The organism is Rhizobium sp. SVR5-2C (genome assembly GCF_056755115.1).
In genome coordinates, this window is the sequence record NZ_JBNDHT010000169.1 from 1 (window position 1) to 13,017 (window position 13,017).

Below are 13,017 nucleotides of genomic sequence, written 5' to 3' on the forward strand. Positions count from 1 at the left end.
CTCTATGGTGTTGGCACTCATGGTCTCTGGGATCGCAATGACGCCACCGCCGGTTTTCAGCGGCCAGTCGATGATCTTGCGCGTAGATTGGGAGCGCTGCCGAAGACAATCGTGCCACGCCAGATCAGCGGGCGAGCTAGGTATGCCGCGCCGGCCGATGTAAGCGGGCGATGCCACCAGCTTGGAGCGAAACCTTCCCAAGCTCTTGCGCATCAGGCGGCTGTCATTTGCAACTCCCGTCCTGATCACCACGTCGAATCCCTCCTCAATCACGTCGACCAGGCGGTCGGTGAAGTCGAGGTCGAGTGTGACGGCCGGATATGCCGTCATGAAGTCAGCAATAACCGGCATCAGGAGCATGCCCACCATCGGTAAACTAACCCGCAACCTGCCGTTCGGCGCGGCCACCGTCTGGGTCAGCTCCATCTCCGCCGCTTCGATTTCCTCAAAGATCCGATGGCAACGATCGAGAAACAGCCGCCCTTCTTCTGTCAGAGTCATATTGCGCGTGTTGCGATGAAAGAGCCGCACCCCCAAGCGTTGTTCGAGGCGCGCGACTGCCTTGCCTACGGCAGACGCCGACAGCCCTGCCTGCCGGCCGGCGGCAACGAAACTGCCAGTTTCCGCGGCGTGTACAAACAAGCTCATGGTGCCGAGATGTTCCATTTGGCTGGTATAACGGAATTTGGTTCCGCAGTCACCGGAATGCCGGGCTGTTTTTCTTGATTAGTTGCTTCGCTATTTCTTGGTTGGTCGCGCAAGCGGGCCGGAAACGATGGAAAGAAATAGCGATGAGATACGGAAAGATTCGAGTGGACGATTTTGAGAACGGCGGCATCTCGAGCAGCAGGCTTGAGCCCGGCCACGAAGCCGGCCGGCGAGTGCCGCATTCCACAAGCTTTTTGACGATCGTCAGCTGCGACTACACCGAACGCCTGACGGGAGGGGCACGACTATGACCGCCCAAGCGACCACAGCCGCTGAGGGGGCTCGCTCCGGCCTGCCACTTCTGGGCCTTCTGGCGCTCGCCACAACGAGCTTTCTGGTAACCCTCACCGAGGCTCTGCCAGCCGGTCTTTTGCCCCAGATGGGCTCCGACCTGGGCGTCAGCGAATCTTGGGCGGGACAACTCATTTCAGTCTACGCCATCGGCTCCCTTCTGGCGGCTATCCCGCTGACGGCGGCGACGCGCAGCTGGCGGAGACGATCGCTTCTCATCATGACGATTGTTGGCTTCGCAATTGCCAATTCTGTCACAGCCCTTTTTAGCAACTTTGCCGTCATTCTGGTTGCTCGCTTCCTGGGAGGCGTTTCCGCAGGGCTGCTTTGGGCCCTGATGACGCCCTATGCCGTGCGCATGGCGCCGGCACACCTGACCGGGCGGGCTATGGCTATTGCACTTGCCGGGATTCCGGTGGCTCTGTCGATCGGCATTCCGGCCGGCACCTTCATCGGAATTGCGTTAGGCTGGCGCGTCGCGTTTGGTCTCATGACGCTTATCGCCGTTCTGCTCATAGGCTGGGTGCTCGTGAAGGTGCCTGATTTTGCCGGAGAACAAAAAGGCGGGCAGCAGCTTTCGCTGTGGAAGGTCATCCTGATGCCAGGCATCCTGCCTGTGCTTGTGACCATCCTGGCCTATGTGCTGGCGCAGAACATTCTCTACACCTATATCGCGCCGCTTCTGGATACCGTCGGAGCGAGCGGTCAGACCGATCGCGTTCTGCTGACCTTCGGCATCGTTTCACTGGCTGGCATCGCGATCGTCGGCGCGACCATTGACCGGGCACTCAGATTGCTCACCGTGGTTGACGTCGGCCTCTTCATTGCTGCCGCGCTGCTGCTGACGATCGGTGCCGTCTCCCCTCTGGTTGTTTATGGGGCGGCTGCCATCTGGGGCCTTGCCTTTGGCGGAGCAAGCACGATTTTCCAGACCGCTCTAATCCGCGCGGCGGGTCCGGCTGCCGACACGGCGGCAGCTATCATCGTGACAGTCTGGAACATCGCCATTGCCGCAGGTGCATTCGGCGGCGGGCTGGTCTTGCAGAACCTTGGCGCTTCGGCATTGCCGTGGTCGCTGCTTTTCCTTCTGATCCCCGCTCTCGTTATCGCCCTATTGAACAGGGCCTTCCACAGCACCGGAACGACATCCGCGGGGGTGCGCGCGCACTAACGTGAGCACCAAGGTTCGGCCTTTTGAACCTTGGTCGCTTCTTGCAATAGTGGGTCTCCCCGATTGGCGGCTCAGCGTCATCCAGGTCTGCTTTGGGCCGCAAGCCGCCGTTTGGTGGTATTCGCCATACAATTCGGCAGTGCTGCGTCGAGTTCCCATGAAAGGATTGGTGCCGCAAGCGTCGCGCGCGTGCCCAAGGACTGGCTCATCTATCGATAGTCAGACTGCGGCGGGTGCCAACCGGCCGGTCCGCGTCTTCAACGTCGTCATTGAGCAGGGCGAGGCACCCCCAACCCAGCAGGCGTTTCTCATGGCACCCCCGTCACGGCGCTAGGTCGCCTTTGCTAGCTCCCGGTCGATTGCCGAGACGAGGCGGCTGTCATCCGCCGTCACGTCGGGGGCGAAGCGGGCAACGATCCTGCCGTCGCGGCCGATCAGGAATTTCTCGAAATTCCAGAGGATTTCGCCGTTATCGGGAAAATCCATGCCATAGTCTTTCAGTCGCTCGCGCATTGGCCCTTCGCCTGTGGTTTCCATGCCTGATGTCGTCAGGGCCTTGTAGAGCGGATGCTTGTCCGGCCCCTTGACGACAACCTTGGAAAACATCGGAAAATCGACGCCGTAGGTGCTGGTGCAGAATTCCAGGATTTCCGCGTCGGTGCCCGGCTCCTGGCCTTTAAAGTCGTTCGCCGGGAAGCCGGCGATGACGAAGCCTCTCTCGCGCTTATCGGCATAGAGCTTTTCCAGCCCTTCATACTGCACCGTCAGCCCGCATTTGGAGGCGACGTTGACGATGAGTAGCACGTGTCCGCGAAAGTCGTTGAGCGTCGTCTCGCGCCCCTGAACGGTCTTGACCGGAATGTCGAGAAGGTCGGTCATCACTATCTCCAGTTAATATTGCATATAGTTGAAATCACGTTCCGCAGAACGTCTGCAGCACCCGCTCGTCCGGCTGCGGCGGTTCCATGTAGGCCGCAAACGCCGGCTGGTCGTCATAGGGCTTGGCGAGCACGGTCAGCAGCGCCTCGAACAGCGAAAAATCGCCATCCTCGGTCGCGGCAAGGATCGCCTGCTCGACGCGGTGATTGCGGGGAATGAAGGCCGGGTTGACCTTGCGCATCTGATCCGTGCGTTCTGCCGGCGATTGCGGATCGCGCGACAGCCGCTCGCGCCAGCGCGCCAGCCATTCGCCGCAAGCCTCGGGCTCGCGGAAGCTCGCGGTAAAGGCCGCTTCCGCCGCATCGTCGCCGGCAAGCGCGGAGAGGCGCCGGAAGGTCAGCGTGAAATCCGCCTGTCCCGCCTGCATCAGCGCCAGCAGCGATTGGGTCAGCTCCAGATCGCCGTCCTCTTCGGAAACGACGCCGATCTTGCGGCGCATGCCGGAAAGCCAATGCGCCTGGAAGCGCTCGCCATAGAGCTTGATGACCTCGTTCGCGAGTTCGAGGGCTTTCTCCTGGTCCGCATCGAAAAGCGGCAGCAGGGTCTCGCCGAGGCGTGCAAGGTTCCACTGTCCGATGCCCGGCTGGTTTGCATAGGCGTATCGGCCCTGGTGGTCGATCGAGGAGAACACGGTTGCCGGATCATAGGAATCCATGAAGGCACAGGGGCCGAAATCGATGGTCTCGCCTGATATCGTCATGTTGTCGGTATTCATCACGCCATGGATGAAGCCGACATGCAGCCAGCGGGCTATCAGTGCCGCCTGCCGTTCGCAGATCTCCCGGTAAAGCGCCAGATAGGGGTTCTCGGCATCCTTCAACTCCGGATAATGCCGCTCGATCACATAGTCGGCCAGCGCCTTGATGCCTTCGGCATCGCCGCGGGCGGCGAAGAACTGGAAGGTGCCGACCCGGATATGGCTTGCCGCAACGCGCGTGAAGACGGCACCCGGCAGCACTTCCTCGCGATAGACCGGCTGTCCGGTCTTCACTGCCGCCAGCGCCCGGGTCGCCGGAACACCGAGCGCATACATCGCCTCGCTGACGATATATTCGCGAAGCACCGGCCCGAGCGCGGCGCGCCCGTCGCCGCGCCGTGAAAACGGCGTTTGCCCGGCGCCCTTCAACTGGATGTCCCGCCGCTTGCCGTTCCGGTCGATCACCTCGCCGAGCAGGATCGCGCGTCCGTCGCCCAAAAGCGGCACGAACCCCCCGAACTGGTGCCCGGCATAGGCCATCGCCAGCGGGTCGGCGCCATCAGGCAGAAGATTGCCGGAAAAGATCGCCGCGCCGTCGCGCTTCAGTAGTTCGACGTCGAGCCGAAGCTCGGCGGCGAGTTCTTCGTTCAGCTTGATCAGCCGGGGTTCGGCTGCCTGCGACGGCGCCTGCCGCACAAAGAAATTCGGCGGCAACCGCGCATAGCTGTTGTCGAATGGAAAGGCGCCAGCCGGCGCGTCTTTTTGAAGAGCAGAGGTCATGGCTAATAGGTAGGGTCGCATGGCAGGCCACGCAAGCCGCCTTTACCCGCAAACCATCCCTTCACGAAGGGCAATGGAATGCAAGGAATGGTGATTTCCATTTACCACCCGTCAAAGCAGATATGCCATAAAAGACATCGCGCTGCCATGATTGCAGGCGTATAGCAAATCATCCCTCCTTGGCATCATTGCCATGTCATCCCCCGCGGTCCTGTCGCCTCGTGTGCTCCGCCGCGCCATTGCGAGTGATCCCTGACGATGTCGGATCAGATTTACCAGGCGCCGATGGTTCGGCGCGCAACACCCAATTTCCGGGTGATCGCGATGATTGTCGCGTGCGCCATGCTGATGGAAAACGTCGATGCTACCGTGCTGGCGACCGCGCTGCCGACAATGGCGCGCGATTTCGGCGTCAGCGCACCCGCCATGTCGATCGCGCTGACCTCCTACCTGCTGAGTCTGGCGATCTTCATTCCCGCCAGCGGCCGCATGGCGGACAGTTTCGGTTCCCGCACCGTCTTCCGCTCCGCCATCGCCGTCTTCGTGATCGGCTCCATCTTCTGCGCCTTCGCGCCCACGCTCTCGTTCCTCGTGCTGGCCCGCTTGCTGCAGGGCATCGGCGGCGCCATGATGATGCCCGTCGGCCGCCTGGTGCTGATGCGCAGTGTCGCCCGCAAGGACATGGTCAGCGCCATGTCCTGGCTGCTGGTGCCGGCGCTGATCGGCCCCATCGTCGGCCCGCCGCTCGGCGGCTTCATCGTCACCTATCTCGACTGGCGCTGGATCTTCTATATCAACGTGCCGATCGGCATCATCGGCATGATCTTTGTCTCGATCTATATCGACGAGCTGAAGGGCAAGGCCACCGGTCCCTTCGATACGATCGGCTTCATCCTCTCGGGCATTTCGCTCGGCTCGATGCTCTTCGGCTTCGAACTGTCGAGCCATGACGGGGAGGGATCGTTTTCGATCTTCCTGATCGCCGTTGGCCTGCTCTTCGGCATTGCCTATCTGCGCCACGCCCGCAACCATCCGGCGCCGATCATGGATTTCTCGCTGATGAAGGTGCCGAGCTTCGGCACCTCGGTTATCGCCGGTTCGCTGACGCGCATCACCCAGGGCGCCCAGCCCTTCCTGCTGCCGCTGCTCTTCCAGATCGGCTTCGGCCTTTCGGCCGCGGCGGCCGGCCAGATCATCATCTCGACCGCGCTCGGCGCGCTTTTCATGAAGCCGCTCGCCAAGGCCGTCTTCCGCCGACTCGGTTTCCGTCGCAGTCTTGTGCTCAATGGCATCATCGGTACGATCGGCTACGGCCTCTGTGCCGCCTTTCGGCCGGACTGGTCGATGCCGCTGATCTTCATCATCCTTGTGCTCAGCGCCTTCTTCATGTCGTTTCAATTCACGGCCTACAACACGATCGCCTATGACGAGATCGGCCCAGAGCGCATGAGCTCCGCCACCAGCTTCTACACCACCTTCCAGCAGCTCATGCTGTCGCTCGGTATCTGCCTCGGGGCGCTGGCCCTGCACGGCTCGATGACGGTCAATGGCAATCTCGTGCCGCAGCTTGGTGATTTCTCCGCAGCCTTCATCGGCGTCGCGATCATCTCGCTCACCGCGACCTTCTGGAATCTGCGATTCTCACCCACGGCAGGGGCTGAGATCAGCGGGCACGCGGCCAAAGCCGGCTCCGGAGCCGGACACTAGGCGCCATCCGGGCAAAGGCCCTGATCCGGGCGCAGCTGGCGCGTATCGGCCGGCAGATCGCTGACATGGGCATGGTGCCCGTTCGGGCCGATGCCGATGTCCCGCATCAGATGGCCGTCGAGGCCCTCGAAAGGCATCAGCCCGGCATCGAACAGCTCGAAGGCGTCATGTTTCTGCTTGCGGTTGAACGCATAGCGAACTGCTTCATAAAACAAGTGGCTCGGCCGCCAATTTTCCATCGTCTTCATTGACATACCTCAGGCGGTTGCAGCCTGCGGCGGCAGGCATGCTTCGCAAATTGCTGCGACGTGCCGGTGATCGGTGCCGCAGCACCCGCCGAGCACGCGTATATGCGGCATGCGGGCAAGCAGCCTGCGGTAACGATTCCCGAGATCGATCGGATCACCGGCGTCCAGTGTTTCACTCTCGTCAAGCTCGGCATGGCTCATCGCCGAGGCATTGGCGCGAATGCCCCAGATGCGCTTCACCCAGCTGCTGCGATGATCGAGCGCCGTCTCGAAATGCTTCGGGTGCGCGCAGTTGATCATGTAGTAGGCCGGAGCGCCGCCGGTTGCCGAATCCGTCGTTTCGATCGCATCCTGAATACTGCGCCCGGTCACGAGCCTGCCGTCGGTTTCCACCGTAAAGGCGATCGCAGACGGGATTCCGTGCGCCTTAGCGGCGCGGGCGACACCGATCGCCTCATTGATATTGTTCAGCGTGACGGCCGACACCATGTCCGCTTCCGTTCCGGCGAAGGTCGCGATCTGCTCGGCATGGTAATCCTCGGCCTCGGAAGCGTCCATCGAGCCCGCCTTGTAGCCGTCGCCGCGCGGGCCGATCGCACCACTGATGACGATCGGCCTCTGCGGCCCCTCAAATTCGGCTCGAAGTTCGGCAACCAGGTCGACTGCCGTCTCGTTTGCGGCGCGCAGCGCCTCGGGAGAATAGCCGAGCTTGTTGCCCCAGTCGGCACTGGCCCGCCAGGTCGCCGTATCGAGTACGAAGCCGGTGCCGCGCTGCCGGGCGATATCGAGATAGGGTCTATAGTAATGCTTGAGCTTCCGCCGCCCGTCGGGCGATGCGAGAAGGACGAAGGAGGCGAAATGCGGAAGCTCGATGCCCTCATGGAAGATCAGCGACGTTTCCATGCCGCCGTCGGTGATGAATGTTTGCCCCGTTAACTGCGGCAGCCTGTTTCTGTATTTGCTCATCTCAGCGTCCCGTCCCTCATTCGTCCCGTAGGATCATCCAGACGATCAAATTTCTCTCGCTATAGCCTGCCAATCTAGCCCACTTGCGGTATACTGAAGGCGGTTTCCGGGTTAGCGGCGGAAATCAATGGGTTAATGAACGGGACGGCATGGGTCTTGCGTAGCGTCACGGCGAAAACTGTACCGACGGTGCAGGAGGGCGCATGCGCAAGGGCGAGGAAACAAGAACCCGTATTCTCGACGTCGCCGAAGCGGCGGTGCTTCAGAAGGGATTCGGCGGCACCTCCATCGAGGAGCTGATTGCCGAGACCGGCATCACCAAGAGCGGCTTCTTCTATCATTTCAGGGACAAGAACGAGCTCGCAAAGGCGCTGCTCAATCGCTACATCGAAAACGACGAGCGTATCTACGACGAGATCTTCAGCCGGGCTCGCGAGCTGATGGACGATCCGCTGCAGTCCTTCCTTCTCGGCCTCAAGCTCTTGTCCGAACTGCTTTCAGACCTGCCGAACGGCCATCCGGGCTGCCTCGTCGCAACCGTCTGCTATTACGAACGCCTCTTCGATCGCGAGATACAGGAAGCCAACAAAAACGCAGTGCTCGCATGGCGCCGGCGTTTCGGCGGCATGTTCGAGGAAATCATGGCCGTCTACACGCCGCGCGAACCGCTCGATGTCGACCAGCTGGCCGACATGGTCTCGACGGTCATTGAAGGCGGCATCGTCCTGTCCAGGGCGCTGAAGGAACCGAACAGCCTCTCCGAGCAGATCTTGGTGCTGAGGACCTTCGTCAAGCTGCTCTTCCAGCCCCGCGCGTCCGACCTCAACGGCGTCCGGCACTGAGGCCCAAGCCGCGTGAGGGATCAGCCGCTATCCTCCATCGCTGCGGCCATTTCGGCGAGCTTGCGAACGGTGTTGAGGTTGCGGGAGGTGCCGGGCTTCAGCGCGGGAAGCTTCAGCTTGGACTTTCCCGAGCCGATTGGATAGTGCACATAGATCTCGCGCCCGGCGATCCTTGCCTCCTCGCCATCCGGTGCCACCATTTTCTCAAGCGCATCTTTCGGCGCCGCTTCCGGCAGGAAGTTCACCAGCAGGAAATTCGGCTTGGCATCCGGGAAGGGCGACCCGTCGACGATCTTCTGCAGTTCCCTGCTGCTTCGGATCATCACGCCCGGCTTCTTGCCGAGCTTTTCGCCAAGCGCCTCGTCGAGCCTTTCGCCGGCTGCCTTTTCACTGTCATCCGAGCGGAAGACGACGTTACCGCTCTGGATGTAGGTCCTGATATCGGTGTAGCCCAATCCTTCGCAGATCGCTTTCAGCTCCGCCATCGGCAGGGCGCCGGTCCCGCCGACATTGATGGCACGAAGCAGGGCGACATAGACGGGCATTTCTTCCTCCAAGAATGGTCGCAGGCCCGCCTCTGCCCTGCCGGCATCTCCCCCACAGGCGGGGAGATTGGCTGGGCGCAAGGGCTTCCCCAAACAACTAATGCTTCAGCACGGCATATCGACAATGAGGCGAGAAGCCAAAGCCACTTGTGATCTCCCTCCTTGTGGGGGAGATGTCCGGCAGGACAGAGGGGGCCCCACGGCACGCCCCATCCAAATCTTACATCTTCCCCGCCACCTTGATTGCAAACGCATATTCGAAGGCGATTTCCTCCAGCCGCTGGAAGCGTCCCGAGGCGCCGCCGTGTCCGGCATCCATGTTGGTCTTGAGCAGGATCGGTGCTGCGCCCGTCGTCTTGTCGCGGACCTTGGCGACCCACTTCGCCGGCTCCCAATAGGTGACGCGCGGATCGGTCAGCCCGCCGAGCGCCAGGATCGGCGGATAGGCTTTCTTGCCGACATTGTCGTAGGGCGAGTAGCCGGCGATGTGATGGTAGCCGTCCTTGCTGTCGATCGGGTTGCCCCATTCCGGCCATTCCGGCGGCGTCAGCGGCAGCGTGTCGTCAAGCATGGTGTTCAAGACGTCGACGAAGGGCACGGCGGCGATGATGCCGGCGAACTTCTCCGGCGCCATGTTGGCGATTGCCCCCATCAGCATGCCGCCCGCCGATCCGCCCTCGGCGATGATACCAGTGTAGGACGTGAACTTCTGTTGATTCAGATAGTCGGCGGCGGCGACGAAGTCCTTGAACGTGTTGGTCTTCTTGCCCATCTTGCCGTCTTCGTACCACTGGAAGCCCTTGTCCTTGCCGCCGCGGATATGGGCGATGGCATAGACGAAGCCGCGATCGACAAGCGACAGGCAATTGGTATTGAACCCCGCCGGAATGGTGATGCCGTAGGCGCCGTAGCCGTAGAGCAGGCAGGGAGCTGAGCCGTCGAGCGGCGTATCCTTGCGATAGAGCAGGGTGACCGGCACCTCGACGCCGTCCCATGCCGGCGCGAAGACGCGGCGTGTCACATAGTCTTCCGGATTATGGCCGGAAGGCACTTCCTGCGTCTTCAAGAGCGTGCGCTTGCGCGTCACCATGTTGTAGTCGTAGAGCTGGTTCGGCGTCGTCATCGACGAATAGGAGAAGCGGATGGTGTCTGTGTCGTATTCCGCAGCACCCGAAAGTCCCAGCGAATAGGCCTCTTCGGCAAAGGCGATCGCATGTTCCTCGCCGGTCTTCCGGTCGCGGATCATGATTTGCGGCAGGCCGTCCTTGCGTTCCAGCCAGATGAGATGGCGCGCATAGGCCATCTGGGAGAGGATCAGGGTGCCGGGCTTGTGCGGCACCACCTCGCGCCAGTTCTCCTTGCCCGGATTTTCAACGGGCGCTTCCATGATCTTGAAATCCTTGGCGCCGCCGTCATTGGTGAGGATGTAGAAGACATCGCCGCCCTCGGTCATCTCGTATTCAATGCCGGTCTGGCGCTTCGCCACCACCTTGGGCTCGGCCATCAGATCCTTGGTCGACAGCAGCCGGTATTCGCTCGTCTCGTGGTCGTGGATGTCGATGTAGATGAAATCGTCGAGCAGCGAGCCGCCGACGCCCATGAAGAATCCGGCGTCCTTTTCCTCGTAGACCAGCCGGTCTTCGGATTGCGGCTGGCCGAGGATGTGGTGGAAGACCTTGGAGGGCCGGTGGTTTTCGTCCAGCGCCGAATAGAAGAAGCTCTTGCCGTCGGGCGCCCAGACGCCGCCGCCGCCGGTGTTCTCGATCCGGTCGGGCAGGTCCTCGCCGGTTGCGAGGTCGCGCACCTTCAGCGTGAAGAATTCCGAACCCTTGTCGTCATAGCCCCAGATGCCGCGGCTGTGGTCGGTCGAATGGTCGAGGCCCGCGAGCCTGAAATAGGCCTTTCCGCCTGCTTCCTTGTCACCGTCGAGGAGAACAGAGCGGATCGTCTCGTCCTTGGCGTTGGCTTCGCGCGGGATGCGGAAATAACGCGGCTGCTCGCCGCCGGTCACGAAAAACGTGCCGTAGGCATAAGCACCGTCCTTCATGGGAACCGAGCTGTCGTCTTCCTTGATGCGGCCGCGCATTTCGGCAAAGAGCGTCTTCTGCAGCGCCTTGGTGTCTTCCATCGCCGCGTTCATGTAGGCGTTTTCCGCTTCCAGATGCTTGCGGATCTCGGGATCGAGGATCGATGGATCCTTGAACATCGCCTGCCAGTTATCGGCGCGCAGCCAGGCATAATCGTCCGTCCGGGTGATGCCATGGCGGGTGTCGGTGACGGGCTTTTTCGGGGCTGCGGGCGGGGTGGGCAGGTTCTTGAAAACGGACAAGCAAAGGCTCCGGATCGGAATTGCGGGGTGCGCAAGAGATAATGGTGCGGACAGGCCAGATCAAGCGCCGTGCAAGCCATCGGGGATAAGCTCGGCGGGAATCGAAGACTTCCTCACGTTGCCATGATGTCACCACATTGTTTAAGAATGTCCGCTACCGTCGCGCGGAATTTACGCTTCGTTTTGGCTCGGGGGTACCAGTCAAGCGGGTTCCCGCATGAGCATACAGAGGAATTCCTTAATGCCGAAACGCCTGGTCCTGTCCATGGCTCTCCTGAGCCTTGCCTCCGCCGCCTTCGCAGTTGACCCTGCCATCAAGAAGCAGCTTGAAAAGCTCGATCCTGCCACTCGCCTCGAACAGAGCTGCGACACCGAGGCGATGAGCCGCATCAACAAGGACAAGACCGGCTTCAGCCCGGACAAGGTCATCGCCTACACCTTCAAGGACCCGGTCCTGACAGAAGACCGCCTCGAAGCCCCCGGCGCCGTCTTCCGCAGCAAGGGCGACTGGTATCATCTCTCCTACTCCTGCATCACCGGCCCGAAGCACATTAACGTCCGCGAGTTGCAGTACGAGATCGGCAAGAAGGTGCCGAAGGATAAGTGGACGAAGTACTATTTGTACGATTGAGATGCGGCTGCGCGGCTGGGCAACTTGATATTCGCGCGATTCGTTTTGTGGTAGTTTTTCTGAAGCATCCAAGGGCTCCCCAAGGTGCGTTCATACGCCCAGCGGCGATCCCGTGGCCGTTCCGTAGATTTTACGAGTTCATCTTGCCTGCATCTCCGTTGTCTACCTAATTCGGCCCGTATCTCGAAAGAGGGGAACTGTGATGGACAGGAGAACCTTTTTACTTGCTTCCGTTTGGGTCGCCACAATGCCGGGGCTGGCGATGGCGAACGAAGATCCCAGAATTGAAGACTGGCGCGTTTTCGAGCGGCTGGGCGACCTCTTTCGAAAAATTGCAAGATCATCTGGCGATGCGATCGCCGACGGGATCCCCAAGGAGAGGTTTTCCAAACATCTTGAAAGGATGGGGAGAACCATGGTCGCGCTCAAACGAGCGACAAAGATGGGATACGTCGATGTAACCGAGCCGTGCGACGACACAAAGATGCCGAACAGGCATCGTGTCTACGCCCATGGGCTCGATGAGCTGCAGTATCTGTGTAATTTTCTAGAGGCGATCGCTGCCCAGACGGAGGTGCTTGCCAGCTATCTGAGGTCACCGGATTTGACCGGCGAGGCCAGGAAAGTGGCGGACGAACTTTACGGTCTGGTCGACAAGCGAAAAGCTGCGATTTATCGAGTGGGCGGTTTCTGCTCGATGACTGGCCCGGAAAGATCCAGGTTTGCCATGGAAATGCAGCAAAGCGGTGGTTTCGAGGAAGGCGCAGGGGGAGCGCTTGAAAGCCTCATGATCGAGTTCGAATAGCTTCTTCCAACACTTTTGCACTAATAGCGCAGGAATCCTGTGACGGGCGGGCCAGGGAGAGGTGGCGGCATCAGGCCGCATGGCTCCCTCCAGCGACAAGGCATAAAGCTTTTTTATCGAGATATTAGAAACTGACTTTCCATGATCCGCATCCTCCTCGTGCCCTTGCTGCTTGCAATCTCCGTCTCGGCCGCCTTCGCGGCCGCTGTCGCTCCCGTCGCGATGCCTGTGGCACCTCCCGCCTCGCCGAAGATCGCGGTGCCGAAGCTGGTCGAGCCGCATCTGCATATCGTGCGCTCCGGTGCGTCGAGCCATCCGCGCATCGCGCTCACCTTCGACGCCTGCATGGGCAAGGCAG

Annotated in this window: 13 protein-coding genes and 1 pseudogene; 7 read left to right on the top strand and 7 right to left on the bottom strand. The window is 61.0% G+C overall.

The window, feature by feature from the left end:
• Nucleotides 1-648 (bottom strand): LysR family transcriptional regulator (locus tag ACPYOI_RS31315; RefSeq protein WP_481423839.1); only part of this gene is annotated, 648 nt, incomplete at its 3' end.
• Between the two features lie 164 nt (nucleotides 649-812).
• Here ACPYOI_RS31315 and ACPYOI_RS31320 point away from each other — a divergent pair.
• Nucleotides 813-959: a hypothetical protein gene (locus tag ACPYOI_RS31320; RefSeq protein ID WP_481416645.1), complete on the top strand. Its 147-nt coding sequence runs from the start codon at nucleotides 813-815 to the stop codon at nucleotides 957-959.
• Nucleotides 956-2,170, top strand: coding sequence for an MFS transporter (locus ACPYOI_RS31325; protein WP_481416644.1), 1,215 nt, complete (start codon nucleotides 956-958; stop codon nucleotides 2,168-2,170). Before ACPYOI_RS31320 ends, ACPYOI_RS31325 begins: the two co-directional genes overlap by 4 nt.
• Before the next feature lie 330 nt (nucleotides 2,171-2,500).
• Here ACPYOI_RS31325 and ACPYOI_RS31330 read toward each other — a convergent pair whose 3' ends face one another.
• Together ACPYOI_RS31330 and ACPYOI_RS31335 are read right to left on the bottom strand one after the other, a co-directional pair.
• Nucleotides 2,501-3,049, bottom strand: a complete 549-nt coding sequence (locus ACPYOI_RS31330; protein WP_481416643.1) for a glutathione peroxidase — start codon at nucleotides 3,047-3,049, stop codon at nucleotides 2,501-2,503.
• A 34-nt stretch (nucleotides 3,050-3,083) separates the two neighbouring features.
• Entirely contained in the window at nucleotides 3,084-4,586 is a 1,503-nt protein-coding gene (locus tag ACPYOI_RS31335) for a protein adenylyltransferase SelO (protein WP_481416660.1), read from the bottom strand.
• Between the two features lie 258 nt (nucleotides 4,587-4,844).
• Between ACPYOI_RS31335 and ACPYOI_RS31340 the strand changes: the two genes are divergently transcribed.
• The gene (locus tag ACPYOI_RS31340; protein ID WP_481423840.1) at nucleotides 4,845-6,293 is read left to right on the top strand and encodes a DHA2 family efflux MFS transporter permease subunit; all 1,449 of its coding nucleotides are present in this window, start codon (nucleotides 4,845-4,847) and stop codon (nucleotides 6,291-6,293) included.
• On the opposite strand, the gene ACPYOI_RS31345 is transcribed toward ACPYOI_RS31340, so the two are convergent.
• Together ACPYOI_RS31345 and ACPYOI_RS31350 are read right to left on the bottom strand one after the other, a co-directional pair.
• Nucleotides 6,290-6,541, bottom strand: a complete 252-nt coding sequence (locus tag ACPYOI_RS31345; protein ID WP_481416641.1) for a hypothetical protein — start codon at nucleotides 6,539-6,541, stop codon at nucleotides 6,290-6,292. The two genes, ACPYOI_RS31340 and ACPYOI_RS31345, sit on opposite strands and share 4 nt — an antisense overlap.
• Before the next feature lie 9 nt (nucleotides 6,542-6,550).
• On the bottom strand, nucleotides 6,551-7,507 hold the full coding sequence (locus ACPYOI_RS31350; protein WP_481423841.1) for a homocysteine S-methyltransferase family protein: 957 nt from the start codon (nucleotides 7,505-7,507) through the stop codon (nucleotides 6,551-6,553).
• Nucleotides 7,508-7,710: 203 nt separating this feature from the next.
• Between ACPYOI_RS31350 and ACPYOI_RS31355 the strand changes: the two genes are divergently transcribed.
• On the top strand, nucleotides 7,711-8,349 hold the full coding sequence (locus ACPYOI_RS31355) for a TetR/AcrR family transcriptional regulator (protein WP_168828834.1): 639 nt from the start codon (nucleotides 7,711-7,713) through the stop codon (nucleotides 8,347-8,349).
• A gap of 20 nt (nucleotides 8,350-8,369) precedes the next feature.
• Here the strand turns inward: ACPYOI_RS31355 and ACPYOI_RS31360 are convergent, their stop codons facing one another.
• Nucleotides 8,370-8,894, bottom strand: a complete 525-nt coding sequence (locus ACPYOI_RS31360; RefSeq protein ID WP_481416639.1) for a DUF1697 domain-containing protein — start codon at nucleotides 8,892-8,894, stop codon at nucleotides 8,370-8,372.
• A gap of 220 nt (nucleotides 8,895-9,114) precedes the next feature.
• Entirely contained in the window at nucleotides 9,115-11,223 is a 2,109-nt protein-coding gene (locus ACPYOI_RS31365; protein WP_481416638.1) for a S9 family peptidase, read from the bottom strand.
• 241 nt (nucleotides 11,224-11,464) lie between these two features.
• Between ACPYOI_RS31365 and ACPYOI_RS31370 the strand changes: the two genes are divergently transcribed.
• The 3 genes and pseudogenes from ACPYOI_RS31370 to ACPYOI_RS31380 all read left to right on the top strand — a co-directional run.
• Nucleotides 11,465-11,854 (top strand): DUF930 domain-containing protein, encoded by a 390-nt coding sequence (locus ACPYOI_RS31370; RefSeq protein ID WP_168828837.1) that lies wholly within the window; start codon nucleotides 11,465-11,467, stop codon nucleotides 11,852-11,854.
• Nucleotides 11,855-12,056: 202 nt separating this feature from the next.
• The gene (locus ACPYOI_RS31375; protein ID WP_481423842.1) at nucleotides 12,057-12,659 is read left to right on the top strand and encodes a hypothetical protein; all 603 of its coding nucleotides are present in this window, start codon (nucleotides 12,057-12,059) and stop codon (nucleotides 12,657-12,659) included.
• Between the two features lie 141 nt (nucleotides 12,660-12,800).
• A pseudogene (locus ACPYOI_RS31380) lies at nucleotides 12,801-13,017 on the top strand (polysaccharide deacetylase family protein); the annotation flags it as partial.